General features: G+C 33.5%; 26 protein-coding genes and 2 tRNA genes. 9 read left to right on the top strand and 19 right to left on the bottom strand.

Features of this window, described 5'->3' with window-relative positions:
* Nucleotides 1-87: 87 nt before the first annotated feature.
* The 4 genes from C5F47_RS02515 to C5F47_RS02500 form a co-directional block, all read right to left on the bottom strand.
* On the bottom strand, nt 88-1,656 hold the full coding sequence (locus C5F47_RS02515; RefSeq protein ID WP_246271156.1) for a 6-bladed beta-propeller: 1,569 nt from the start codon (nt 1,654-1,656) through the stop codon (nt 88-90).
* A 68-nt stretch (nt 1,657-1,724) separates the two neighbouring features.
* A complete protein-coding gene (locus C5F47_RS02510; RefSeq protein ID WP_179361337.1) occupies nt 1,725-2,510 on the bottom strand; it encodes an ABC transporter permease in 786 nt (261 codons plus the stop codon).
* Nucleotides 2,507-3,505, bottom strand: a complete 999-nt coding sequence (locus tag C5F47_RS02505; protein ID WP_179361336.1) for an ATP-binding cassette domain-containing protein — start codon at nt 3,503-3,505, stop codon at nt 2,507-2,509. Before C5F47_RS02505 ends, C5F47_RS02510 begins: the two co-directional genes overlap by 4 nt.
* 228 nt (nt 3,506-3,733) lie before the next feature.
* Nucleotides 3,734-4,186 (bottom strand): PRC-barrel domain-containing protein, encoded by a 453-nt coding sequence (locus C5F47_RS02500; protein WP_179361335.1) that lies wholly within the window; start codon nt 4,184-4,186, stop codon nt 3,734-3,736.
* An 88-nt stretch (nt 4,187-4,274) separates the two neighbouring features.
* On the opposite strand from C5F47_RS02500, the gene C5F47_RS02495 reads away from it, so the two are divergent.
* Complete coding sequence (locus tag C5F47_RS02495) at nt 4,275-4,592, top strand: nitroreductase/quinone reductase family protein (RefSeq protein ID WP_179361334.1); 318 nt, start codon at nt 4,275-4,277, stop codon at nt 4,590-4,592.
* Here the strand turns inward: C5F47_RS02495 and C5F47_RS02490 are convergent.
* Nucleotides 4,589-5,368, bottom strand: coding sequence for an ArsR/SmtB family transcription factor (locus C5F47_RS02490; RefSeq protein WP_179361333.1), 780 nt, complete (start codon nt 5,366-5,368; stop codon nt 4,589-4,591). The two genes, C5F47_RS02495 and C5F47_RS02490, sit on opposite strands and share 4 nt — an antisense overlap.
* 147 nt (nt 5,369-5,515) lie before the next feature.
* Between C5F47_RS02490 and C5F47_RS02485 the strand changes: the two genes are divergently transcribed.
* Nucleotides 5,516-7,747 carry a beta-propeller domain-containing protein gene (locus C5F47_RS02485; RefSeq protein WP_179361332.1) on the top strand — a complete coding sequence of 744 codons (2,232 nt, stop codon included), beginning with the start codon at nt 5,516-5,518 and terminating at the stop codon, nt 7,745-7,747.
* Here the strand turns inward: C5F47_RS02485 and C5F47_RS02480 are convergent.
* Nucleotides 7,728-8,372 carry a hypothetical protein gene (locus C5F47_RS02480; RefSeq protein WP_179361331.1) on the bottom strand — a complete coding sequence of 215 codons (645 nt, stop codon included), beginning with the start codon at nt 8,370-8,372 and terminating at the stop codon, nt 7,728-7,730. The two genes, C5F47_RS02485 and C5F47_RS02480, sit on opposite strands and share 20 nt — an antisense overlap.
* 80 nt (nt 8,373-8,452) lie before the next feature.
* On the opposite strand from C5F47_RS02480, the gene C5F47_RS02475 reads away from it, so the two are divergent.
* Nucleotides 8,453-8,932: a hypothetical protein gene (locus C5F47_RS02475; RefSeq protein WP_179361330.1), complete on the top strand. Its 480-nt coding sequence runs from the start codon at nt 8,453-8,455 to the stop codon at nt 8,930-8,932.
* Between the two features lie 9 nt (nt 8,933-8,941).
* On the opposite strand, the gene C5F47_RS02470 is transcribed toward C5F47_RS02475, so the two are convergent.
* Nucleotides 8,942-9,301, bottom strand: a complete 360-nt coding sequence (locus C5F47_RS02470) for a tetratricopeptide repeat protein (protein ID WP_179361329.1) — start codon at nt 9,299-9,301, stop codon at nt 8,942-8,944.
* A gap of 49 nt (nt 9,302-9,350) precedes the next feature.
* Nucleotides 9,351-10,826 (bottom strand): peptidase, encoded by a 1,476-nt coding sequence (locus tag C5F47_RS02465; RefSeq protein ID WP_179361328.1) that lies wholly within the window; start codon nt 10,824-10,826, stop codon nt 9,351-9,353.
* Between the two features lie 125 nt (nt 10,827-10,951).
* Here C5F47_RS02465 and C5F47_RS02460 point away from each other — a divergent pair, with 125 nt between their 5' ends.
* Complete coding sequence (locus C5F47_RS02460) at nt 10,952-11,119, top strand: hypothetical protein (protein ID WP_179361327.1); 168 nt, start codon at nt 10,952-10,954, stop codon at nt 11,117-11,119.
* Between the two features lie 37 nt (nt 11,120-11,156).
* On the opposite strand, the gene C5F47_RS02455 is transcribed toward C5F47_RS02460, so the two are convergent.
* Nucleotides 11,157-11,300, bottom strand: coding sequence for a hypothetical protein (locus tag C5F47_RS02455; RefSeq protein ID WP_014964652.1), 144 nt, complete (start codon nt 11,298-11,300; stop codon nt 11,157-11,159).
* Between the two features lie 53 nt (nt 11,301-11,353).
* Nucleotides 11,354-12,238, bottom strand: coding sequence for a hypothetical protein (locus tag C5F47_RS02450; RefSeq protein ID WP_179361326.1), 885 nt, complete (start codon nt 12,236-12,238; stop codon nt 11,354-11,356).
* Nucleotides 12,239-12,350: 112 nt separating this feature from the next.
* Between C5F47_RS02450 and C5F47_RS02445 the strand changes: the two genes are divergently transcribed.
* Together C5F47_RS02445 and C5F47_RS02440 are read left to right on the top strand one after the other, a co-directional pair.
* A tRNA-Glu gene (locus C5F47_RS02445) sits at nt 12,351-12,425 on the top strand.
* Between the two features lie 50 nt (nt 12,426-12,475).
* Entirely contained in the window at nt 12,476-13,132 is a 657-nt protein-coding gene (locus C5F47_RS02440) for a phospholipase D-like domain-containing protein (RefSeq protein ID WP_179361325.1), read from the top strand.
* Here the strand turns inward: C5F47_RS02440 and endA are convergent.
* Complete coding sequence (endA, locus tag C5F47_RS02435; protein ID WP_179361754.1) at nt 13,129-13,692, bottom strand: tRNA-intron lyase; 564 nt, start codon at nt 13,690-13,692, stop codon at nt 13,129-13,131. The genes C5F47_RS02440 and endA overlap by 4 nt on opposite strands.
* 98 nt (nt 13,693-13,790) lie before the next feature.
* Here endA and C5F47_RS02430 point away from each other — a divergent pair, with 98 nt between their 5' ends.
* Entirely contained in the window at nt 13,791-14,300 is a 510-nt protein-coding gene (locus tag C5F47_RS02430; protein ID WP_179361324.1) for a 50S ribosomal protein L16, read from the top strand.
* Here C5F47_RS02430 and C5F47_RS02425 read toward each other — a convergent pair.
* Nucleotides 14,292-14,555, bottom strand: coding sequence for a hypothetical protein (locus C5F47_RS02425; protein WP_179361323.1), 264 nt, complete (start codon nt 14,553-14,555; stop codon nt 14,292-14,294). The two genes, C5F47_RS02430 and C5F47_RS02425, sit on opposite strands and share 9 nt — an antisense overlap.
* Before the next feature lie 63 nt (nt 14,556-14,618).
* Here C5F47_RS02425 and C5F47_RS02420 point away from each other — a divergent pair.
* Nucleotides 14,619-14,695 (top strand) — tRNA-Gly (locus tag C5F47_RS02420).
* A 7-nt stretch (nt 14,696-14,702) separates the two neighbouring features.
* Here C5F47_RS02420 and C5F47_RS02415 read toward each other — a convergent pair.
* Together C5F47_RS02415 and C5F47_RS02410 are read right to left on the bottom strand one after the other, a co-directional pair.
* Complete coding sequence (locus C5F47_RS02415; RefSeq protein ID WP_179361322.1) at nt 14,703-15,128, bottom strand: hypothetical protein; 426 nt, start codon at nt 15,126-15,128, stop codon at nt 14,703-14,705.
* Entirely contained in the window at nt 15,121-16,446 is a 1,326-nt protein-coding gene (locus tag C5F47_RS02410) for a cation:proton antiporter (RefSeq protein WP_179361321.1), read from the bottom strand. The genes C5F47_RS02415 and C5F47_RS02410 overlap by 8 nt, the downstream gene beginning before the upstream one ends.
* Nucleotides 16,447-16,856: 410 nt before the next feature.
* Here C5F47_RS02410 and C5F47_RS02405 point away from each other — a divergent pair, with 410 nt between their 5' ends.
* Entirely contained in the window at nt 16,857-18,362 is a 1,506-nt protein-coding gene (locus C5F47_RS02405; protein WP_179361320.1) for a chemotaxis protein, read from the top strand.
* Here the strand turns inward: C5F47_RS02405 and C5F47_RS02400 are convergent.
* Genes C5F47_RS02400 through C5F47_RS02380 form a run of 5 tightly spaced genes read right to left on the bottom strand, consistent with a single transcriptional unit; the run spans nt 18,359 to nt 23,384 of the window.
* Nucleotides 18,359-19,051, bottom strand: coding sequence for a PEFG-CTERM sorting domain-containing protein (locus C5F47_RS02400; protein WP_179361319.1), 693 nt, complete (start codon nt 19,049-19,051; stop codon nt 18,359-18,361). The genes C5F47_RS02405 and C5F47_RS02400 overlap by 4 nt on opposite strands.
* A gap of 55 nt (nt 19,052-19,106) precedes the next feature.
* The gene (locus tag C5F47_RS02395; RefSeq protein ID WP_179361318.1) at nt 19,107-21,188 is read right to left on the bottom strand and encodes a cellulose synthase family protein; all 2,082 of its coding nucleotides are present in this window, start codon (nt 21,186-21,188) and stop codon (nt 19,107-19,109) included.
* Nucleotides 21,189-21,241: 53 nt separating this feature from the next.
* Nucleotides 21,242-22,189, bottom strand: coding sequence for a 4Fe-4S dicluster domain-containing protein (locus C5F47_RS02390; RefSeq protein WP_179361317.1), 948 nt, complete (start codon nt 22,187-22,189; stop codon nt 21,242-21,244).
* A 36-nt stretch (nt 22,190-22,225) separates the two neighbouring features.
* Nucleotides 22,226-22,537 carry a hypothetical protein gene (locus C5F47_RS02385; RefSeq protein WP_179361316.1) on the bottom strand — a complete coding sequence of 104 codons (312 nt, stop codon included), beginning with the start codon at nt 22,535-22,537 and terminating at the stop codon, nt 22,226-22,228.
* A gap of 1 nt (nt 22,538) precedes the next feature.
* Complete coding sequence (locus C5F47_RS02380) at nt 22,539-23,384, bottom strand: sulfurtransferase (RefSeq protein ID WP_179361315.1); 846 nt, start codon at nt 23,382-23,384, stop codon at nt 22,539-22,541.
* Between the last annotated feature and the right edge of the window lie 8 nt (nt 23,385-23,392).

The raw sequence follows: 23,392 nt of genomic DNA, 5'->3' as shown, positions 1-23,392 counted from the left end.
GAAAAAGTATTCTTACACTATAAACAAAAACAACGTTTTCTATATTGAGAATATAGGGGTATAACAAAAGAGTATTCTAAAAAAGGATTATTCACAATTCAACAAAAGATCTTTTTCTGAATCAATGTAACATCTATCAGAATTTGCACCGCCATCAATAACGTCAGAACCAGAATTGGCATAAATTACATCAATTCCTGACTGACCCTTCAACACATCATGGCCAGAATTTCCCCTAATAGTATCATCTCCATCTCCGCCAGACACAATATCATCACCATGACCACCAAATATGCAGTCATCTCCCAATCCTCCAGAGATTAGATCATTTCCTGCCAATCCAAAGATCAAATCATTTCCATCAGTTCCTTGGATAACATCGTCACCTTCAGTTCCTTCAATGAGATTATAATCAGAATATGCTTGCCCACAGGTGTTTACAGTAATTGTTTGATAAGCACTTGAAGAATAACCAACTGGATCAAAAGCTATCCAAATGATAGTAGTAACACCAGGAGTAAATGCATCAGGTGCATTATTGATTAGAGCTTTTATTCCATTTTCATCAGTAGCAGTGGCATTTCCATATGATACCATAGTTAGATAATCAGCGGCTTCAACTTCTAATGAGATAGGGGCAACGATGACAGGTTTTGTCTTGTCGTCAATTATTCCCTCAACTACTTCCACAGTTGGAACAAAATCAACAATTACTGGTTCGGTGTAAAAGGAAGTCTCAAATGATTTGATGTTATGTTTTGCAGAGTCCACAACTAGTAATTCACCATTGATTCCAATTGCAATATCAGTAATTATTTCAAATGAATCAGTGTATGGTCCCACCTGATCAAAAATATTTAATTTCAAACCAGAATCTTGGGACAAATGCAGAATTCTATCATTTGCAGAATTTACAATAAACATTCCTCCAGTTGGATCAACTGCAATTGCTTCAGGAGTAAAGGCATAATTTGAAGAGTGGAATGATAATGACTGTAAGAAATTTCCTGCTGCATCAAATTTTTCAACTTTGCTATTTCCTTTATCAGTAATGTAGACATTGCCATTATCATCAATATCAATTCCAACTGCAGTCAAGAAATGACCCTCACTTAATCCACTAGAGCCAAATGAAGAGATAAAATCACCATCGGTTGTAAATGTTTGAATTCTTTGGTTACCTGTATCTACAACATATACAGTTCCATTATTTACTGCAATTCCATTTGGAAAATAAAATTGTCCTTCATAGATTCCTTTTCCACCCCATTGAGAAACAAATTCTCCATCAGTGGTAAATTTTTGAATTCGATTAAGATCACGGTCAGCTACAAAAACAGAATCCCCAGATACTGCAATTCCAGACGGATAGTGGAATTCTCCTGCAAGTTTACCACTTTTTCCCCATTCTGTTAGATATTGTCCTTCACTTGTGAATTTTTGAACACGTTTGTTACCTAAATCACTTACATAGATACTACCATCTTCACCAACTGCAATGAATTGAGGATGTGAGAAATGTCCAGCATCTACAATTCCAAAGGAGCCCCATTCTGTTAGATAATCATAATCTCCAAATCCAAATGAAGTTTGACTAAATGATGTGGCTAACAAAAGAACAGAAATAGTCATAATTGTAATTGAGAGTTTCAACAATGAGTTATGACAAAATTTGAGAAACATAACCAGAGTTAGCTAATGTTACAATTATTGTCAATTTTATCTCAAAATGGTTTGTTTACTTCACGTGTAAACACATAGCTTGCAAGTGCAATCATTGCAACTACAAAGGCTACTAAAATTCCTAGGCTCAAAATAATGGGGATTCCACCTTCTGAAACACCTGTCATTAACTCTCTAACCAACAAGACGGTGTAAGTGACAGGATTTAGTTTTGCAATCACGGCAAGCCAATCTGGAAGTAACTCTAATGGGAATAATGCAGGACTGAGCATAAACAACGGCATCCCAAGGAAATTAATCATGCCCCAAAAAGTTTCTTGAGACTTTGCAGTTGCGGCAATCATTACTGAAATTCCAGAGAATCCCAATGAAAACAAAATGACAATTGCCATAATTGGTGCAATCATTATAGGATTTGGAAAGTTAACACCAATAGCTAGAGCAATTCCTAAAATCAAGCTAGCTTGTAACGCTGCAATTAATGAAATTGCTGCCATCTTTCCTAATGCAATTGCAGAACGCGAAATAGGAGAAGACAAAGCTTTGTTCATAAAGCCATACCGTCGATCCCACAAAGTATTCACACCGCCAAAAATACTTGTAAAAATTGCAGTGAGAATTATGACACCAGGTGCCATAAATTCAATATACTCACCTTCAAACCCAACTGATTGAATTAATGGTTGAGTTCCAGAAAAAGTATTTCCAATTACTATAATCCAAATTGCAGGTTGAATTAATCTAATTAAGACACCACTGCGAGATTTTTTGTATCTCTTAAGTTCTCTCCAAAAAATTGTATATGTATCATAAAGAACAGTATTCATGCTCTCAACCTCTTCATCTTTGCATGTTCACGTTTTCGATTAAATCCAGATTCATCCCCTTTAATCTCATGTCCAGTATAAGAAATGAAAACATCATCGAGCGTGGGTTGGGTTAATGAAATTGATTTAATTTTAATTCCAAGTTCTGCAGATATTTGAAATATTTTTGGAATTACTTCAGTACCATTTGATGCAAACAAAGTTAGTTTAGAACCATCTTCATTAATTTTTGTTATAAATTCAATTTTTTTAATCTCAGTCAAGAAAGAGTTTCTATTTTCACCTTCATCAATAACAATAGAAATCACTTCATTTCCCATTGCGTTTTTCATCTTTTGTGGAGAATCAATCACTTGAATTTTGCCACCATCAATAATTCCTACCCTGTCACATAATTGATCTGCCTCCTCCATGTAATGTGTTGAGACAAAAATAGTCATGTCAAATTCAGTGTGAATTTTTTTGATATACTCCCAGATTTTTCTCCGAGTTTGGATATCTAATCCCACTGTAGGCTCATCAAGGAACAAAACTTTGGGCCGGTGAAGTAATCCACCTGCAATATCCAATCTTTTCCTCATTCCACCTGAATAGGTGACAACAGCCTGGTCTTGTTTGTCAACTAGTTCAATTAATTCTAAAACATCATCAATTCTTTTTTTTATTTCATTTTTTGGAATATGGTTTAATTTTGCTTGGAGTATTAGATTTTCTCGTCCAGTTAGATATTCATCAACTGTGGATTCTTGTTGAACATATCCAATATTTTCTCTAACTTGTTTAGGATTTGCAGTTACATCAAATCCAGAGATTAAAGCTTCGCCAGATGTTGGTTTTAGTAAAGTAGTAAGAATCATCATAGTAGTACTTTTACCAGCACCATTTGGTCCTAAGAAACCAAAAATCTCACCCTTTTCTACAGTGAAAGAAATATCATTTACTGCAATTACATCTCCAAATGATTTTGTTAGAGATTTAGTCTCAATGGAATACAATACATTGATCGCAGTTGTCAATTATAAATTGCTAAGGATCATTCCAGTCGATCCTCATAAAAAATTTAAAGACCAAATAGAGAATTTAAACCATGAAAGGATTATGTCAAAAATGTCACTCATCGAATGTGGAAGTAACAGTTCAAGAAGGAATTCCTGTATGTGAAATCTGTACTAAAAAATCAGATTAATCAAAAAGGTATTTTGAAAAAAGAAAATTAAAAGAAATTATTCAAGTTTCTTGAATTCTTCTTTAGTCATTCTCAGAATGACTTTTTCTCCCACTCCCCAAATTTCAGATTTGGATAAGGTTTTAGAATGCATTAAACCATCACTGACCTCAATTGTTTCCAATTCGTCAGTTTCAGAATTTCTGTGCAATCGTTTTACTTTACCAATTTTATGGCTGTCAATATCAGTTACAGGAATTCCAATTCTTACCGGAGGTCTACTAAGAAGCAAAGTTTCTTCTGAAAACTTGTCAATATAGTCATCAGATAGAAAATAGTCTCTTCTAAATCCTTGATGAATTGTTACGCCATTTACAGCCAAGGTATCTTGGTTAATGTGAATGTGTTTGACTTTACCATATCGGATTCCTTCTCTGTCAATGACTTTTTTTCCAGTAAATGTATCTGCAGTTGCCAAATTGTTTGGCATTCCTTCAAGTTTTACGGACATGTAGCCTAATCAACAGATTTGCTTATCATATCGAATATCAGAAATTCCTATCAATGGGGTTAAATTACTTGACAGAAAGAATTTACGCATGGAAATTAAGGAAGAGCGCTTCAGGCCAATCCTAACAACAAAGGGCAGGAAAACAGGAAAAGAACATTCAGTGATGCTCAGAGCAGTGAATTATAATGGTAAAATCTATTTTTCAAGACACAAACCAGATGGAGATTGGTTTCAGAATGCATTATCAAATTCGGATGTAAAAATTGAATATAATGAGAAAATATTCACAGGTAAAGCTCAACTAGTTCAAGATGAAGAACTTGATAAAAAAATTTCATTGTTAAAATATCCAGGTGAAGAAAGAGCCAATGAGAAAAGAGTTACCATAGAAGTAACGTTGAATTAATTTGGTTTTTTAAAAAATTTATACAAATAGTAAATAGTTAACCCACCAAGAACAGAAGTAATAATTACAAAGGGGAAGAATAGATCAGTTGTAATTAATTCATTTGAAGATAACACATTCTCAGTAATTTTCAAAGATTCCTCTTCATGACTTTCAAAGGCATCCAAAGCCATTTGAGGATCAGATTCAGCAACCATCGGAGCAGATGCAGTAGGTGACGCAACTAATTCATCAGCAGCAAGGAACTGAGACGGTACAGACTTTTGAGATTCCTCAATAGATGAGACACCTCTATTTGACATGGTCTCAGTTATCGGAATTTGTTTTTCTTGATTAATTTGAGATAATGAAAATAATCCTGAAAGACCTGTTGCAATTCCTAGACCTGCAATTTTGTAGATGTGTCTAAAAGAACGAACTAAAAGTTTGCTTTCTTTAGTTTTTTCAGAAAGTTTAGGAGGAACAATAACAATACTAAACTTTGAAGCTGTGTAAATTTTCATATCCTGAGATTTTGAATTTTTTTCTATCTTTGATATTTTTACAACACCAAGATCTTGTAGTTTGTTAAGATGGTATTTGACTAATTGAAGAGACACTCCACTTTTTTGAGCAATTTGAGTAGCTGTTAACTCCTCATTAAACAATAATTGGAGAATTTCACGACTAGAATCATTAGTAAAAATCTCTCCAAATGACTTTATTTTTTCATCATCAGTTGCAAGGATTTTGAAATTTTCAGTTTGTTCATCATTTGGTAATTCATCAGTAGACAATAGAGTTGGTTATGGAATTCTAGTATATGTAAATTGTTTGGTAAAATTTGAATTTCACTAAACCTTTTATCCCAAACTACAAAGTAGTAGTAATCACTAAATGTCAGTTTTCAAAAAACGTATTATCTGATAAAGTGAGGAGAAAAAATGAATTCAAAAATAACAATACCAATTGTAATCGCCATTTCGGTAATAGTGACAGCAGGAATTATGTTCTCATTAGGATTTGAAAATCAGCCACAAATCACACAAACCACTCAAACTGAAATAATCTATGTAGATAACACAGTTTCAGAATTTTTTGAGGGAACAAATGATATTAAAAAAATATCATCACAAGAAAATCTAAAAGAAATTCTTGAGACATCATCATTGCTTGGAGGAAATTTCTACGACAACCGAGTATTTCCTAGAGCATTCATGGCAGTAGATGATATGGTTATGATGGAGAGTGCAGATTCAATGATGGCAGTTCCAACATCAGGGGTTTCTAAATTTGAATCAGGAGGATCCGAATATTCAACAACTAATGTTCAAGTTCAAAATGTAGATGAACCGGATTATCTAAAAAATGATTCAAAGTATGTTTACATTGTATCACAAAATACACTTTCAATTATTGATGCATATCCTGCAGAATCTGCAGAATTAGTTCTAAAAATTGCATTAGATATCGAATCTCAATACATTCAGAACATGTTCCTTAATGATGATAAATTAGTAATTTTTTACAACGGACAAAGTGATGACGAAATTATTCCACAGTATGACTTTATCCCAAGACGCTCATACAGTCCAGTTACACATGCATTAATTGTAGATGTATCAGATAAAGAAAATCCAACAATTCTCAAAGATTATTCAATTGATGGTCATTTCATGGATGCAAGAATGATTGGAGATTATGCATACTTTGTAACAAATAGCAATTTAGATCATCAATATCCAAGACTACCAGTAATCATGGAAGATTCAGTTAGAATCATGACACCAGACGCATTTTACTTTGATAATGTTGAACAATTTTCAAACTTTAACACACTAACTGCAATTGATATTTTTGGAGACAAAATAAATTCAGAATCATTCCTAATGGGATATTCAGGAACATTCTATGTTTCAGAAGATAATTTCTACTTGACATACCAACAAAATGCACCATTTGGATTTTATGAAAACTCATCACGAGATAGATTCTTTGATGTTGTAGTTCCACTATTACCAAGTAACATTCAAGAACAAATCAAAGCAATACAAAATGATTCTTCAATTAATTCTACAACTCAATGGATGAAAATTTCAGAATTGATGCAAGAATCATATAATCAAATGGATAAAAATGAAAAAGAAAAATTATTTGAAATAATTAGAGAAGCATTAAATGAACATGATGCCAAAATTCAAGAAGAGACAAGAAAAACAATCATTCATAAAATTTCAATTGATGGGGATAAAATAGAATACGTTGCAAAAGGTTCAGTTCCAGGTAGATTACTAAATCAATTCTCCATGGATGAAAACGGAGACAGATTTAGAGTTGCAACAACTACGGAATATTATATTCAACATCAAGGCACTGTAAGAGCTAATGCTGTCTATGTTCTTGATGAGCAACTAAACATTGTAGGAGGATTAGATGAAATCGCCCCAGATGAGAGTATTTTCTCAGCACGATTTATGGATGATAGACTATACTTGGTAACATTCCAACAAATTGACCCATTCTTTGTAATTGACTTGTCCTCAGACACTCCAAAAATCCTAGGAGAACTAAAGATACCAGGATTTTCAAATTATTTGCACCCATACGATGAAGACCATGTTATTGGCTTTGGTAGAGATACAAAAGAAGTAGATAATGGGAGAGTCCAACAACTAGGAATCAAAATAGCATTGTTTAACGTGGCAGATGTAAAGAATCCTATAGTTGCAGATGACATCATAATTGGAGATAGTTCAACACATTCAGAAGCATTGCATAATCACAAGGCATTCTTCTTTGATAAGAAAAGTGGAGTGTTATCGATTCCAGTAAGTGGAGATGCTGAAAATCTAAATGGAATTTCAAGTTCCAAGATGTTTGCACCAGATTACAATCGATGGAGTGGATTCTATGTATTTGACTTGGATACATCTGAAGGATTTAATCTCAAAGGAACAGTAACCCATTCAGCTGAAGATTCACGCTATTACGGAATGGGCAATGCAAGGACTTTCTATATTGATGATATATTGTATACTGCATCTGAAGGATTTTTGAAGATGAACCTTATGAATAATTTGGAAGAAATCAATTCAATAAAACTTGAAAACACTGGAAAATTTATCGAGTACCTTGATGAAGAAGTAATTCGTGAAGCTATACCAGATGGACAATAGTCGAAACACCGCGTCTATCAATCTCTACATCATTTTCAATTTCACTTAGCGTAACAGTAAATGAAATTACATCACGTGGTTTTGCATTCTCTGCATGAAGTTTCAGATGAATATCTAGCATTTCAGATTCCTGAGTAGGTAAATTCTCTTCATCTAATGAAGCACCACAGGTAGACTCGATTCTAAATCTATCGTCTTTAAAATGAAAACCTAGTTTAATTTTCCTTCCTTTTCTCCCAGATCCTTTGACGTTTACATCAATTATTCCAGGACTGGTTTCAGTGTATCCAGATTTTTGATTTACAAAAACTCCAATTTCAAGAGGTTTTCCTGCAGTAGATTCAGCCATCTTTTGAATTCCATCATTCATTACAACATCTATTGCTTTGATAGATGTTGCAACTTTTGCTATCCATTCATTGGTTCGTGTAATAGTAGCATGAATCCCTGCTCGTCTGCGTTTATCCTCATCTTCAGGCAATTTGTAATAATCAACCCATGCTTCATAATCATGAGAAATATCCTCGATAAAATCAATGCAAGTACGCTTGTAATCATCAACATTATCTGTTCTTAATGAGGCATCATCTGTTCTCATCCCATCAAAATCCATAGGCATTGCCATGCTATGATCTAGATGAAGTTCTAAAAAAACCAATCTTGAAAGAAATTAATGAATATAATAGGAATTTTTCAACATACATTATGATATTTTCAGAATTGGTAGAGGATTTACAAATAGAATTAAAAAAAGACCTTGCACAAATCAGATTTCTATTAAAGAAAAACCCAGCAATGGCATATACTAGGATTGTCGAGATTGGCAAGGAAGTAGGTAAGAAATACAATATCAAATTAATTGTAAATTTTCCAAAACAAGGAAAAATTGAAGAATTTGAAAAATACGGAAAAAGAGATTTGAGTTTGATTGTTGATTATGACAGAAAGAGATTTCCAATGGATAGAGAAATCATCAAACAAAAAGCAATAGAGATGTTAGGTGACGTTAAAACTGAAGATGCTTACATGTATGAGAACAAAGAAGGAGTTAGAGTATTTACTGATGATTGGAAAATTGACATCTTACCACACTCAGTTCATATTTGGACTGATTTTAATGATAATGTCACAGCATTTTGTAATTGGTTAATGGAAAATGCATATGAAATGAAAAAGAAGAATTAATTTCAAAAATTATAGACTTTCAAGTTTTTCAAGTAAATCTTGAGCTTCAGAATTTTTAGGTTGTAGTTTAACTACCATTCTACAGCATTCAATTGCTTCATTTTTTTGCTCTAATGCTAAATGTACATTAGTTTTCAAAGTCAATGTTTCAACATCATCAGGATCTAATTCAAATGCTTTTTCAAAATAGGGTAAAGCTCTTTTTGCATCATCTACAATAAAGAATGCACTTCCTAGAATAAACATAAAATCATGATCATCAGCATATTCAGTTTCCAAATTTAGTCCAAATTTTATTGCCTCATCATATTCTCCATCTTTGAGGAGTTTTTTGATATGACGTTTTGGTTTATTGAAAAGACCAACCATAATTACTCATAATTTTTAATGAATATTCACAATTTGAATGTAGACTAGATTAGGAAGATACACTCATGATTCCTTCTTTAATTAAGAATTGAATGCCTTGAACAAAGGAATCATCATCAATTAGACCATCAGCCCACCATCCGGCATTATTCTTTATCCAAGATGGGATTTCACTGGATCCACCAGAAGATCCTTGAGAAGTTGGAGGAATTTTCATAATACCTTCTTGAATCAAAAATTGAATTCCCTGAACAAAGGAACCATCATCTATTGCACCTTTTGCCCACCATCCGGCGTTATTCTTTATCCAAGATGGGATTTCTTGTGTTGGGACTGGATCAGGTATTGTTACAGCAGCACCTTCACCGGCGTAAATTTTAACAGGGATTTTTAGATAGTCTGATGCAACATTTGGAACTATGCCTTCAGGAGATAGTCCATAAACCCAAACTACATAGTTTGCTGTACCAGGTTTTTCTTTAACAATAAAATCAAGTATAGCTTGTCCAGATGGAGAATAAAGATAATTCCTGCCTTCTTCTTGAGCAATAGATCTTAATGGAGTTAAATTATCATCGACAACAAGAAAATCATATTGAACTTGGTTTAAGAATTCAGTGTCATCGTATTTACTAATAAATTTAATCAGCCATTGGGATTCACAACCTTGAACTAAATCTTCAGGACCATAGAAAATATGAATTTGATAATCAAAATCTTTTGTAGGTTTTTTTATGCTAGTCGATTTTTCAATATTAGTTTCACAGCCAGCTGCTGCAAAATCTACATCAGATGATGTGTATTGAGCAATAGGAGATTCCTGAACATTTTCTTTGTAATCTAATAATCTAAAATCATATTCTGTTGGTGGAATTCCTTCTGAAACATGAGTGTATGTTTTAGCTTTTACGGGAAATGGAAAATCATCTACTATCCAAACTTTACTTGTGACACCACCAGTTTTCCATCCAACTTGAACTGTATCCCATGTTCCTGCAGGGGTTACAACTTTTTCAAGTACCATTGGAACAACTTGTTCTCCCCCAATATTTCCAATCTTTCCCCAAGATTTATCTGCAAACTTCTTTGGACCTTTTCCACCAGAGCTATCATCAGAGGTTGCAAATGCAGATAACCAAACTACCGAGGATTTGAATGCGCCACGATATTTACCAAGTTCTATACTACCTCCAGTTGGTTCTGGTGCAATTTTTCCAAGTTCCATTTCACCAACAATTATTTTATTTCCATCAAATACTGCAACTTCAGCTAGCCATTTTGATTCACTGCCAACTTGCTTATCACCTTTAATCCACATATCCAATTCAAAATTTGTGCACTCTTTGTAATCTACGTGGCACATTGAATATGAAAAGAAATCTCCTTGTTTGAGACCTTCACCAGCATACCAAGAACCGGGATGATCTACTCCACCAGCTTGCAATTGAGCAAAAGATGATGGGACTGCCAATGAACCAAACAATAGCGCAGTAATAGCTGTAATTAGTAATAATGATCCATTCAAATCTAAAAAAAATTGGCAAACCGGATAGTTAAACGTTTTTCAAATATGTAAAAAATGAGAAAAACTATGAGTGAAATCTAATTCAAATAAGCAAATATAGAGGAATAAGTACAGAAATTCCAGAAATGTGCGAATGTTCAAAAGTTCACTTGTTTGAAGTGGAGTTCAAACTAGATGGTATGACAGTCGTTCCTACTCATAAAAACTGCGGATTTTCATTAGATGAAAAACAAGCAGATAAGTTCCAAAAAGAATTAGTAAAATCATGGGGCTTTGAGGAAGAAGAAGATTAATCAAAAAATAAAAAGTTAGTATTTGGAACTAATCCAATTACATATCTTTAGTTGCTTCTTTACAAACGTCGGTATTACATTTGCAATCAGAACTGCATATACAATGACCTTGCATTGCACAATCACATGAGTAATCTGGATCGCCGCTGTCAGCTTCGCATCCACATGCTTGATCTACCATGGTAAACTAGAGATTTTACTTATTTTAAAAGGTTAGTACATCCAGATAGAACATTACGCACTTGTAAGAATTTCAAGAATTTCATTACAGGATTTTTGTATCAGATCAGATTGCTGCTCAAGTAAATTCGAGTCAGCCTCCACATCAAAGGCAATCTTTAGAATATGGAAAAGATCCTGTTCTCGATTTAAGGTATTTTTTATTTTGACAAAATTTTCTTTATTGACAAAACCCAAATAAAAATAACAGTCAGAAAGCATTGAATTTTTTACAAAGTAATCATGTTTTTGTTGAATAATTTTTGAATGACCATTATTTTCAACAGAATCAGAAAAACCAATAGTGGATTTTAACATACGTTCTAACAAAATTGGTGTGGCCCTCTCAATACCGACTGTTTGTGTAACAGTTGAAATATGTTCATTGACAGTATTTTTTTCTAGTTTTCTAAGTGAATCAAGCATATGAGAAGGACTTGACGGTTGATGATTTATGGAAGAAATTGCATTTGCTAAATAGAAACTTGCACATTTTTGCCAACAAGGAGCAAATACATCAGATGTTTGAATCGCTTCTTTAGTTTTTTGACAACAAAATTGAGACTCTATTAAAGAATTTTTGGCAAAATCAGAAAATAATGAAATATGTTTTTTATGAATTTTGGAAAGAGACATTCGCAATTCCCAAGATTCATCATGAATTATTTCCAATTTGTGATATTGAAGAAGTTTCTCTGAATTTGTTTCTCCCAATGAAGCATGGTGAACTACAATAAATTCATCTTCAAATTTAAGAATTTTAGCAGATTCAGCTTTTTCATCAAAAACAAACACATCATAATCACATGAATCAAAAGATAGATCAGATATCCTGCAGCCACCCAAACCAATTGGAAAATCAGAAAAACCATTTTCTTCAACAAATTTTTTAATATCCATCTAATTTGCTTGAGGTGATTTTTCTATAAAGGAATTAACTCACAAAGTTTTACTAATTCATGCAAAGTCAAAACATTTCCTTTAAATTGAGATTGGATTTGTTTTTTATCAAGCTCCTATAGTGTAGTCCGGTTAAGCATTTTGGCTTCTCAAGCCAAAGACTCGGGTTCAAATCCCGATGGGAGCATTTAGATTCATAATTGTGTCTTTAAATAACAAAATCAGGATGAATCATTATTGAGTCTCAGAGAAATTGAATTGAAAGAGGAATATCGTTCAGATAGAGATGACATTGTTACAGAATTTTTCTTTCCTTGCCTTGAAAATTGTATAGAATATGATAGGTGTGTTGATTTTTTGTCTGTTCAGACACTAGCCACAATATCTATGGCATTTGAAAATTTTTCTGGAGGTAAAGCAAAATTAAGAATGGTAACAGGACATAGATTCAAAACAAGTGATTTGAACCTGTTTACAAAACTGTTTTCAGAAAAATATTCAAAACCATTTGATGGTAAACTAATCAAAGATTCCAAAATTCAAAAACTTCAGAGCATTGTAGATAATGGTCAGATAGAGCTAAAGATTGCAATCCCAAATTCAGAACAAGTTGCAGATTCATTCTCAGAAAGAATTGGCATATTCAGAGATGAGCATGATCAAGCAGTAGCATTTACAGGAACATCCAGAGAATCATTTTCTGCTCAAACCAGAGATTTTGAATCAGTTGATGTTTTTACATCCTGGAATGACAAATCAAGAGTGAAAAGAAAGATGAAAGATTTTGAGGAATTGTGGGAAAATAAAACAAAGTATGTTGAAGTGTATGATTTTATGGAAGCAGAAGAAAATAGTCTTTTGAAATATTCGTCTGAGTGGATTTTGCAGGATTAAAGCTGAAACGATTCTTCAAGTCGAGATTTGTTTTCATAAAAATTCATTTTATTAATTTTATAGTAAATTACTTCACCACGACGTTCTATAACGGCAATAATAGGTTCCTTTCCCATCTGAGTAATTTCTTCAACTTTTTTTTGTAAATTTCCCATTTTTTCTTGTTGGCCTTCATTGAGACCAAAGATGAGGAATTTGGCACCTTTTTCACCGTAATGACCCCTCTCATAAACTCTAAAATCAGAACCAAATCCAAATCCATCTTTGACAACATAGCCCCTATTTCTTAAATCACGATAAATCAGAAATTTTGTCAAAATATCTGAATCAGTCTTTTGGCAAAGACTCATAAAAAAATCAAAGTCAATCTTCTTTTTATTTTTCTTTAGAATCAATCTTTTTGTGTATAACAAATAAAGAGATTCAAAAGATTTGAGAAACAATTTTGCTTTTTCAATTTCTCCAAATCCCTTCAAATCAAGTTCATGAATCATATTCTTATCAGAAATACATGTTTGATCTGAAATCAATTCTCCATTAACTATCGGAGTATCTTCCATAATGATGTGAAAATCAATGGATTTCCATATAAGCATTGGAGAACACGAATGACGTCCTGCTAACCGTTAAAATATGGGCATTTTGGCTTGAGAATATCATGCATGGTGCAAATTATCGAGATGGGACTGGTCAAGTATTTACCAGAAAAAAATACATCAAAGGTAAACCACAAATTAAAATTGCAAAATTTCAAGGTGGCAAAAGAGGAACATACCAATATTGTGTTCAATTGCTACTAAACGAAAAAATCCAAATTAGACACATGGCAATCGAATCAACCAGATTAGCTGCCAACAAAACATTAGAAAAAACAACTGGGGAATCAGGTTATTATTCAAGACTCAGAATTTATCCACATAATCTTCTTAGAGAAAATAAACAGATTGCAACTGCAGGTGCAGACAGAGTTTCAGAAGGAATGAGAAGATCATGGGGTAAAGCAGTCAGTTTAGGTGCCAGAGTAAAACAAGGTCAATGCATCATGGAACTTTTTGTAAACGGAGATGCTCATTTAGAAGCAGCCAAAAAAGCACTTCACGGTTCATGTGTGAAATTACCAGGAACACCTCTAATCAAAGTGGTCGAATGGAATAAACTATCACCATAAACCATCTAATTCAGATTTCTTACTTTTAACAAATTCTAAAAATTCATCAAATTCTTCTTTAGTAGGTTCTCGGTCCAGAATTCTTTTTGTTTGATAATAAAATGCATTGTAGATTCTTCCTACAACAATTCCCAAAGCAAAAGATTTTGAATCATCAATGTTTGATAGTAATTGAATTAATTGTTTAATTTCATCTTTGTTTGAAATAGAATCTTGAATTTTTTGGTCTATTTTCTTTAGAAGAGTTTCATCCATACTACTCCTTGTTTGAAATAGTTAAAAACAGTTTAATATCCAAATTCAGCCTTGTGGGTTGTTGCAGTTATAGTACAGTCTGGTTAGTACTCGTGCTTGCCAAGTACGTGACCCGGGTTCAAATCCCGGTAACTGCACCACTTTTCATTAATTCTTTGGAATCAATGCATCTTGAATAATATCAAGTGCATCCTGAGCTTTTTCAGGACGTGGTAATTGAATCATAAACACATTGTCTTTACCATAATTAGATTTTGGAGAAGAAAGAGCAAGCATAGAAGTTTTTGCAAGTGCTTCAAAGAATGTAAGATGTGTTTTGGCATTTACAAGGAATTTCTCTACAATGTTTCCTTTTGAAAATGTCAAAGTTACTTCAACAAAAGCATTTCCTAATCCATCTTGTAAAATATTCAAATCTGTGTTAATTGACAAAGATTGTCCTGCAACTTTGGATAACATTTCATCATATTTTTTCTCATCTAATTCTATACAAGGAGTTTCCTTCCCATCAAAATCAAAAGTGGTTATTCCAGGATGTACCTGTTCTAAAAAATTTCTTAGTTCTTCAGACATCTTTTTCTTCTAATGCAGGGATTATTTTGTCTCCAGCCTTTACTAAAAATGGCGAGATGAATGCAGTGATAATTGAAATGATACCAACTAATGGGAACAAGAAAGCACTTACAGCACCAATATCTACACCGACTTTAACAATAACAATTGAAAATTCACCTCTAGGTGCAGCTAGTGTAAATGCTGAACGTAGAGCCTTACCGCGCTTTTGTCTGAAAATGAAATTTCCAAGCATGTTTCCTCCAAATTTCATTCCCGTGGCAACTGCAATCAAAGCAATTGCTACAAAAATATAATTTTCAAGTTGAGAGACATCCATCAAAGCACCAACCGAGATAAAGAAAATAGCCACAAACATGTCTTTAATTGGACTAGAAAGTAACTTTGCAACTTCAGCAGATTTTGATTCGGCAACTAAGACTCCTGCCAAAAATGCGCCAATTGCAACAGATAATCCCACAATATTTGCAAATAAGGCATAACCAAAACAAACACCAAGTACACTAAGAAGCAAGATTTCACGATGTTCCGCAGCTGCAACTCTGTCAATTAATGGAGGGATAACACGAGTTCCGACGGTAAACGTTCCAACAATTAATCCAGTTGCTACCAATACAACCACAATTATTGATTCGATAGATACAGTTCCAACTAGAGCAATGGACTGTAATGAAGAAATCAAGATAACTGCTATGACGTCTTCTACAATCAAAATACCCAAAACAAGAATTGATGATTCCTTTTTGATCTTCCCCATCTCCTCTAAAATCTTGACAATTATTGCAGTACTGGAAATGGATAATGCTGCAGAAATAAACAATGCATCCATGAATTCTAATCCAAGTGCACTTGCAGTGTAGAACAAAACACCCAGAGTTGAAAACAATCCAATTGTTCCTACGCCAACTGCCATTTTACCAATGCTTTTGATTTTTGCATATGGGAATTCAATACCAATGACAAATAGAAGTAAAATAACACCAATTTCTGCAAAAAGATTTAACGCAGAAATATCAGACAGTATTCCAACTCCACCTACTACATCAGTAGAAGGGCCACCTTCAGGTAAAACCCAAGACCAAAATGGAGACAAGGGACCAATTAACATCCCAGCAAAAAGATATCCAATAATCAAGGGTTGTTTAATTTTAAAGAAAGCAAGAGTTACAACAGCACCAATGATCATAATGAAAGCTAAATCAGTGACAAAACTAGTGTGTGGAAGTTCAGGAGTTATTTGTTCAATTAAACTAGATACAGTATTGTTTAGAGAACTTTGAATTCCACCAGAATCCAGTTGAAGTGAAAGGTTCTGCATGTTATCCGTTAACAAAATTGTTTAAAAATGATTACGAATTACAAATTTGGAATTATTTTTGACAGGCTCAATTGTTTTCAAAATCTTTAACCTCTTTATGCCCAAAGATCATAATCGATATGCAGAGTGATGATTAGGTCATCTGAATTGTATGAAGAGATATGACCTGGGGTATCTGACTGCATAATTGGTTACTTTGTAATCACCTTGCTATTAATAGTACGGTACCATACCGTACTATATGATTCAATGTGAATATTGTCCAAGAGGGTTTATTGAAACAGCAAATGGATTGGCTGAAAAGACATTTCATGAATTACTTCATGAACCAGAAGTTGTAAACAAGTAACTCTTTACATTTTTTATTTTACACCCAACTTTTTTATCTTTAAATTTTTAATTGAATTTACATGGCTGCCAAAATTGTAAAGAAAAAAACTGCAACTAAAGCAAAAAAAGAGCCTAGTCCATCAGTATTATTAAAAAAAGTAGCATCAGTTTCAGATTCTAACAAAGCATTACAAAAAGAGATCAAAGTAATGTCAAAAATTTTCGGTGAAAATCAAAAAGTTCTACTTTCAATGAAAAGTATGATTGACACATTAACATCAACATTAGAACACATTCAAAAACAATCAAAACAAATCAACATAATTGAAGACGACACACAGAAGCTATATGCAGGATTAAATCAAGTGAGAACACAGTCAAATTTAGTAAATAAAATTAATGACCAAACTTCAAAATTAGAAAAAGAAATTGGTAGAATAACAGAATTACAAAAATCATCAAAACCGCAAGAATTATCTAAACAAGTAGAAGACAGTATGAATTCAATTAAAAATAATTCTCAAATGATTATCAAAATTGCTCAGAGAATTGATGAGGTCAGAGATGATTTAAGAAAAGTCTCTGGAAAGACAGATTCATTTTTAGAAATTGGTTCTGAAATGGATAATCTCAAAAGTACAATAGAAGAAATCTCAGGAAAAACTGCAAAATTAGATACAGGATCTCAAATTATTGAAAGTCTCAAACAAGAACTAGGAAGAATTTCAGAAGGAGTGTCTTCAAGTTCAAATCTTAACGCAGAATTAGATGCAATCAAAGTCACCATTGATGCCATATCATCAAAAGCATCAAAAATTGATTCATTGGGAGGGGTAATTGATGGACTAAAACAACAATTTGACACCATAGCATCAAAAGCAAGTTCAGTAGACAATTTGAGCCTAGAATCGATTAAAGATTTGGGAGGAAAGATTGACAAAATTGAGACTGAGATTGGTTCACTAGCTCAAAGGGCAGATTCAACAGCATTTGTTGGAGAAGGCCTAAAATCAGTTCAAGAAGAATTTTCAAATTTCAAACAAAATGTATTTGATAAAACTAACAGTATTGAGCAAAAAATATCATCAGTTTCTGACACATTGAAAAGACAAGATGAATCTACTATCGAATTCCATAAAAAATCTGAAAAACTCTTTGAAGAATTACAATCAGTCAAAGAAGTCACAAGCAAATCATCAAGTGATTCATCAAAAGAAATGATGGCACTCCTAAAGTTATCAGAATACCAATCAAATATCAGAATGAATGCAGAATCAAAATATGGAGTTGCTAAAGACATTGAAAAAATGGCATCTCAAACTGCAGATATTGTAAATCTCTTTGATAGAGTTTCAATTGAATCAGGCGAAAATATCCCATTACCTCACGAGGTCAGACAATGGGCAGTAAGTAAAATCTTAGATTGTGCTGATAAATGGGAAGTTAGATTTAGTGATGTTTATTCGATTTTGACTAATGCAATAGGAAGAGACATGCTAAAAGAAGCAATCAGAGTTCAACAAGTTAGAGATATTTACGGAATTAGAGCAGTTGATGAAATTAGAAAAGATTTGAATATTTCTTAGATTCCTATTTCATCTTCTTTTTGTAATTGTTCTTTCTTTCTTTTCAAGACAGCAAAGATTCCAATAATTACGGCAATCCAAATAGCACTTAACATCATGTTTTCAGGACTAACATACATGTAGGGGGTTGCATCCATTATGTTGATTTTCAATAACAATGCCCTATCGTTGATATCCAACATTCCTGTATGATATGCTGAATTATCTTTTGAGAGTGAAGATATTTCATCTATACCTGCAAACATTGTATCGATGTTATTTTGAATTCGAATGAAGTTGGTAGATTCAGTACCAAATATCCAAACAGGGTTTTTCCAAACATTGCCACTTTCATCTGTTGTTTCAGGCAGATTTGCCATCACTAAATCCAAATCAGTTTGGATTGCTACCAAATGTTCACGAATTATTACAGGATCAGAAGAAGATACAATTCCATCAAGGTTTCCACGAATTCTATCTAGAGGGTAAATGTCAGCATTGTAACCAGAAATTGCCATGTAACCGCCAAAAATAATTATTCCAAGAATTCCCACCATGGCTAACTTGTAGATATTATCAGACATTGTTGTTTTATCACCAACACCTGCATTTACATTATTTGAAGATAATCTTGATCTTGCAGTTACTGCTACAACACCAATTATTGCAACAGCCAATACCACCATTGCAATTGTACCAAATTCAGGCATTAGGTAATTTACCTGTATGACACATAAAAATTCACTGGAATTTCCAGAAACAAAACTAGTTAGTTTCTAAAGGAATCTCATTTGTCAAATCAACTTTTTTGAGTTGTTCTTTCTTTCTTTTTAGCATAGCAAAGATTCCAATTATTGCTGCAATCCAAATAGCACTTAGCATCATATTTTCAGGACTGACATACATATGCGGAGTTACATCCATTATGTTGATTTGTAATAATGATGCTCTATCATGAACATCCATCATTCCAGTATGGAATGCAGGATTATCTTTTGGAATAGACGAAATTTCATTTACGCTGATAAACATCATGTCTATGTTATTTTGAATACGAACAAAGTTGGTAGATTCAGTACCAAATATCCAAACAGGGTTTTTCCAAATATTACCACTTTCATCTGTGGTTTCAGGTAAATTTGCCATCACTAAATCCAAATCAGTTTGAATTGCCACCAAGTGATTACGAATCATTTCCGGATCAGATGAGGCCATAACACCATCAAGGTTTCCACGAATTCTATCTAGAGGGTAAATGTCAGTATTGTAACCAGAAACTACCATATAGCCGCCAAAAATAATTATTCCAATTATCCCAGTCATTGCAAGTCGATAGATATTCTTTGCAGTTTTTTCCTTTTTTGTAAGTGGTTTGTCATTGACAGATTTATTTTTTTTAAATCGAGTATGCGACAAACTCATGTAAGCGATGTAGAAAAATCCCACAGTTTGTAGTAGAATAATCGGTACAAACACAGGATTATTTGAGAATATTGAAATGAATACTCCCATTATACCATAAACGCCAAAAAATATTTCCAAAAGAGTAGTTTGAGTAAATGGCAAATTGTATGCCTTGTCTCTCCAATCATCATCTTTTGTTATGATTCCATATTTTGGAGTTCGAAGAAATTCATTTTTCTTTCCAAGTACAGCATCAAAAACTGCAACAGTGTTGTTTACAGACATTCCTGCATTGTAAACTAGTAATGCAGGAAGTAGTTTTGCTTTTGATTTCCAAGATTTACCATACATGCCTTGTATAATGATAATATATGCACCAGGTCCCATTGCAAGATACGTAGCAATAGTTAGTGCAGGAAGAAAACTTACCACATAAAGATTGATTTGGCCAGCTAACAAAACAGGTAATGCTAAAAATTGTATAAGCATTAACGGATATACAATGTGACGTGTAAGTTGAATGAAAGCCTGAATTTTTGCTTCAATTGCAACTTTTCTTTTCATAACTACATCAGAAAGTAATTTTACAGCACATTGAATAGAGCCTTTTGCCCAACGAAATTGTTGTCTTTTAGCTCCGTTCATTTGTGCAGGTAGTTCTGCATCAACTACAATATCAGGCAAAAATACACATTTCCATCCTTTCATTTGTGCGCGGTAACTCAAATCAAGATCTTCAACAAGAGTGGCAGTATGCCAACCACCAGCATTCTCAATACACTCACGTCTCCAAATTCCTGCAGTTCCATTGAAATTCATAAAAAGATGAGAATTGCTTTTTGCTTTTTGCTCTACAAGAAAATGAAAATCAAGACTAAGTGCTTGGACTTGAGTAATTGTAGAATAGTCTTCATTAACATGTCCCCAACGACATTGAACTAGACCAATATTAGATTTTGAAAAGTGCGGAATTGCTTCTTTAAGAAATTGTTTTGGAGGAATAAAATCAGCATCAAAAATTGCAACAAGATCAGTATCAGTTGTTTTCATTGCATGCTTCAAAGCACCAGCTTTGTACCCTTTTCTAGTTCCACGCCTCACATGTTCAATTTGAAAACCTTGTTTTTGATAACCATCAACTACATCATGCATCAATTCAACTGTATCATCATCAGAATCATCACAAACCATTATTCTCATCTGGTCTTTTGGATAATCTAAATTACAAACAGCGTCTACTAGCCTTTTTGCAACATACTTTTCGTTGTATATTGGCAGTTGTATTGTAACTGAGGGAGTACCCCAGTCTTTAGTAGTATGAACATTTTTTCTTTTTCTAGAAAGGAATGCAAGGTAGTAGAAATTTACAGTGTACGCAGTAATGATAATTGCAGAAATTATGAACAGATCAAATACTAATGAAGTAAAGGGGTTTATTGCCATGTCCCAAATTCACAGAATCACTAATCGCTATTTATACTTGTAAAAAAATAATATTATTTTTGCTCATAGATCTTAATTGCTTGTGGAGGACATACACCCTCACATGCAAGACAGAAAATACAATCTGGTTCTTTAGACATTAATGGTTTCTTTTCAGATGCAGGATTTCCAGGAGTATCAAACCATTCGTATACACCTACAGGACATGCTTCAAGACATCCACCATCTGCAATACAAATATCATAATCTACTGAAACGAATTCGCCCCAAACACCCATGATACCATTTGAAGTGCCTTTCCTACCCCAAGTTTTGATGGTATGCTCTGGAGCATCATAAGCCTTTGATGGTTTCATTTTTGATTTATAATCAACATCAATTGGTCCAGGTTTTGCACCATCTGGAATTTCAATTGCACTGTCATCTTCTTCTTCCTCATCATCTTTAGCTTCAACTGGTTTTGGTTTTGCACCAAGAACAATCTTTGCCAGAGGAGTTAATTCTTCTAGTTTTTGAATTGCTGCAACTTCAGATAATTTTTCAGTTTTAGCAAAGTATGAAATCATCTTATCAGCCAAAATAGTATTTCGTAAAATAGTATCAATTACCATTTTTGCAAAATGGTCTGCTTTCTTTCTATAATCTCTAACCCAGTTTGGATCACCAAACTTTTCAATTGGGAAAATTTGATAAATAATATCTACAACTTCACCAGTGACGATTTCTACTGTAACTGATAAATCAACTTCTTCGTATCCTTTTGCATCAGGATCATCCATGTTTTGCTCTTTCCATCTATAAGTTGCAAAAATTCTATCTGCATACATGTCCATTTCAAATGCCTTTTTGAGACCATCATGAACTGATTTTAGCTCTGCAACTTCTTCAAGTTTAATTGGTAATCTGTATAATCCGAGTTTGAATCCATGTAACGGATAAACACCACGTTTTGCAGTTGGGGCCTCCATTGAATAAACTCGATCTTTGAGAAGTAAGGACATCTAGTTTTTGTGATTTTTTTTTAGATAAAAAGGTTATCAGTCGTCATCGTCAGGACAGGTAAGTTCTCGGAGTTCGGTGTATTTTTTTTCCATTGCTTCTGCATGAATTTCTACTTGGGAGAGATCATAGGAATCCTTTGAAAAATACCAACGAATAGGAACCCAATGGCCTATACCATCCATGTCATGGATCATGCCTTTATCGGCTTTGACATTGATTTTTTCATCAATTGAAGTTTCTTTAATTTCAAGACCTCGTTTGGTTTTATCTTCCATAATAATATCAGACTCGCCGTCTTTGATAAAATAGAAAATACCTTTCTTTAAAACAGGAAGGTCTAGAAGCAATTTATTTTTCCACAGGATTTCCTATCATGTTTCCCCATTCAGTCCAAGAACCATCATAGTTTCGGACCTTTGGATATCCAAGTAGATATTTCAAAACAAACCAACTGTGTGATGAACGCTCTCCAATTCTACAATAACAAATTACATCTTTGTCTGGAGTAACACCTTTTGGTTCATAGTTTTGTCTCAATTCCTCAACTGCTTTGAATGTGCCATCAGCGTCATTAACTGCAGTTGCCCATGGAATATTATTTGCATCAGGGATGTGACCACCTCTTTGTGCATGCTCCATTGGATATTCTGGAGGTGCAGTTATTTGACCAGTGAATTCTGCAGGAGATCTTACATCAACCATTACAGTATCTTCTTTACCAATTCCTCTACTAACATCAAATAGATATGCACGCAATCCCTCATCTGGTGGTTGTGCAATGTATTTTGTTGATGCTATTTGAGGTTCATCAGTGGTGTAATCTTTATTTTCTAATTCCCATTTTTTTCTTCCACCGTTCATAATTTTCAAGTTTTCATGACCGTATATTTTGAAAACCCAGAAAACAAATGCGGCAAACCAATTGTTAAAGTCTCCATAAAGAATTACTTCAGTGTCTGCAGTAATTCCGTTTTTTGACATTAATGCTTCAAATTCTTTTTTGCTAATGATATCTCTAGTAACAGGATCATTAATGTCTCGTTTCCACCAGATTAAACTGGCACCATTAATGTGACCTTTTTGATATCCATTTACAGGATCATAATCAACTTCAACTAATTTTCTATTTTCATTTGGAGGGTTTTGTGAAACCCATTCAGTGTCTACTAAAACTTCAGGATGTGCGTAACTCATAATTTCTA

Source organism: Nitrosopumilus cobalaminigenes (assembly GCF_013407145.1).
GTDB classification, from domain to species: Archaea; Thermoproteota; Nitrososphaeria; order Nitrososphaerales; family Nitrosopumilaceae; genus Nitrosopumilus; species Nitrosopumilus cobalaminigenes.
The sequence above is the reverse complement of the archived record's forward strand: the minus strand, read 5'-3'. Positions and strand labels throughout refer to the sequence as shown.

Excerpts from the sequence above, each read along its gene's own strand:
- C5F47_RS02510 (WP_179361337.1), bottom strand. The coding sequence starts at position 2,510 with ATGAATACTGTTCTTTATGATACATATACAATTTTTTGGAGAGAACTT.
- C5F47_RS02500 (WP_179361335.1), bottom strand. The coding sequence starts at position 4,186 with ATGTCCGTAAAACTTGAAGGAATGCCAAACAATTTGGCAACTGCAGAT.
- C5F47_RS02495 (WP_179361334.1), top strand. The coding sequence starts at position 4,275 with ATGGAAATTAAGGAAGAGCGCTTCAGGCCAATCCTAACAACAAAGGGC.
- C5F47_RS02485 (WP_179361332.1), top strand. The coding sequence starts at position 5,516 with ATGAATTCAAAAATAACAATACCAATTGTAATCGCCATTTCGGTAATA.
- C5F47_RS02480 (WP_179361331.1), bottom strand. The coding sequence starts at position 8,372 with ATGGCAATGCCTATGGATTTTGATGGGATGAGAACAGATGATGCCTCA.
- C5F47_RS02475 (WP_179361330.1), top strand. The coding sequence starts at position 8,453 with ATGATATTTTCAGAATTGGTAGAGGATTTACAAATAGAATTAAAAAAA.
- C5F47_RS02470 (WP_179361329.1), bottom strand. The coding sequence starts at position 9,301 with ATGGTTGGTCTTTTCAATAAACCAAAACGTCATATCAAAAAACTCCTC.
- C5F47_RS02460 (WP_179361327.1), top strand. The coding sequence starts at position 10,952 with ATGTGCGAATGTTCAAAAGTTCACTTGTTTGAAGTGGAGTTCAAACTA.
- C5F47_RS02455 (WP_014964652.1), bottom strand. The coding sequence starts at position 11,300 with ATGGTAGATCAAGCATGTGGATGCGAAGCTGACAGCGGCGATCCAGAT.
- C5F47_RS02450 (WP_179361326.1), bottom strand. The coding sequence starts at position 12,238 with ATGGATATTAAAAAATTTGTTGAAGAAAATGGTTTTTCTGATTTTCCA.
- endA (WP_179361754.1), bottom strand. The coding sequence starts at position 13,692 with ATGGAAGATACTCCGATAGTTAATGGAGAATTGATTTCAGATCAAACA.
- C5F47_RS02430 (WP_179361324.1), top strand. The coding sequence starts at position 13,791 with ATGCATGGTGCAAATTATCGAGATGGGACTGGTCAAGTATTTACCAGA.
- C5F47_RS02425 (WP_179361323.1), bottom strand. The coding sequence starts at position 14,555 with ATGGATGAAACTCTTCTAAAGAAAATAGACCAAAAAATTCAAGATTCT.
- C5F47_RS02415 (WP_179361322.1), bottom strand. The coding sequence starts at position 15,128 with ATGTCTGAAGAACTAAGAAATTTTTTAGAACAGGTACATCCTGGAATA.
- C5F47_RS02410 (WP_179361321.1), bottom strand. The coding sequence starts at position 16,446 with ATGCAGAACCTTTCACTTCAACTGGATTCTGGTGGAATTCAAAGTTCT.
- C5F47_RS02405 (WP_179361320.1), top strand. The coding sequence starts at position 16,857 with ATGGCTGCCAAAATTGTAAAGAAAAAAACTGCAACTAAAGCAAAAAAA.
- C5F47_RS02400 (WP_179361319.1), bottom strand. The coding sequence starts at position 19,051 with ATGCCTGAATTTGGTACAATTGCAATGGTGGTATTGGCTGTTGCAATA.
- C5F47_RS02395 (WP_179361318.1), bottom strand. The coding sequence starts at position 21,188 with ATGGCAATAAACCCCTTTACTTCATTAGTATTTGATCTGTTCATAATT.
- C5F47_RS02390 (WP_179361317.1), bottom strand. The coding sequence starts at position 22,189 with ATGTCCTTACTTCTCAAAGATCGAGTTTATTCAATGGAGGCCCCAACT.
- C5F47_RS02380 (WP_179361315.1), bottom strand. The coding sequence starts at position 23,384 with ATGAGTTACGCACATCCTGAAGTTTTAGTAGACACTGAATGGGTTTCA.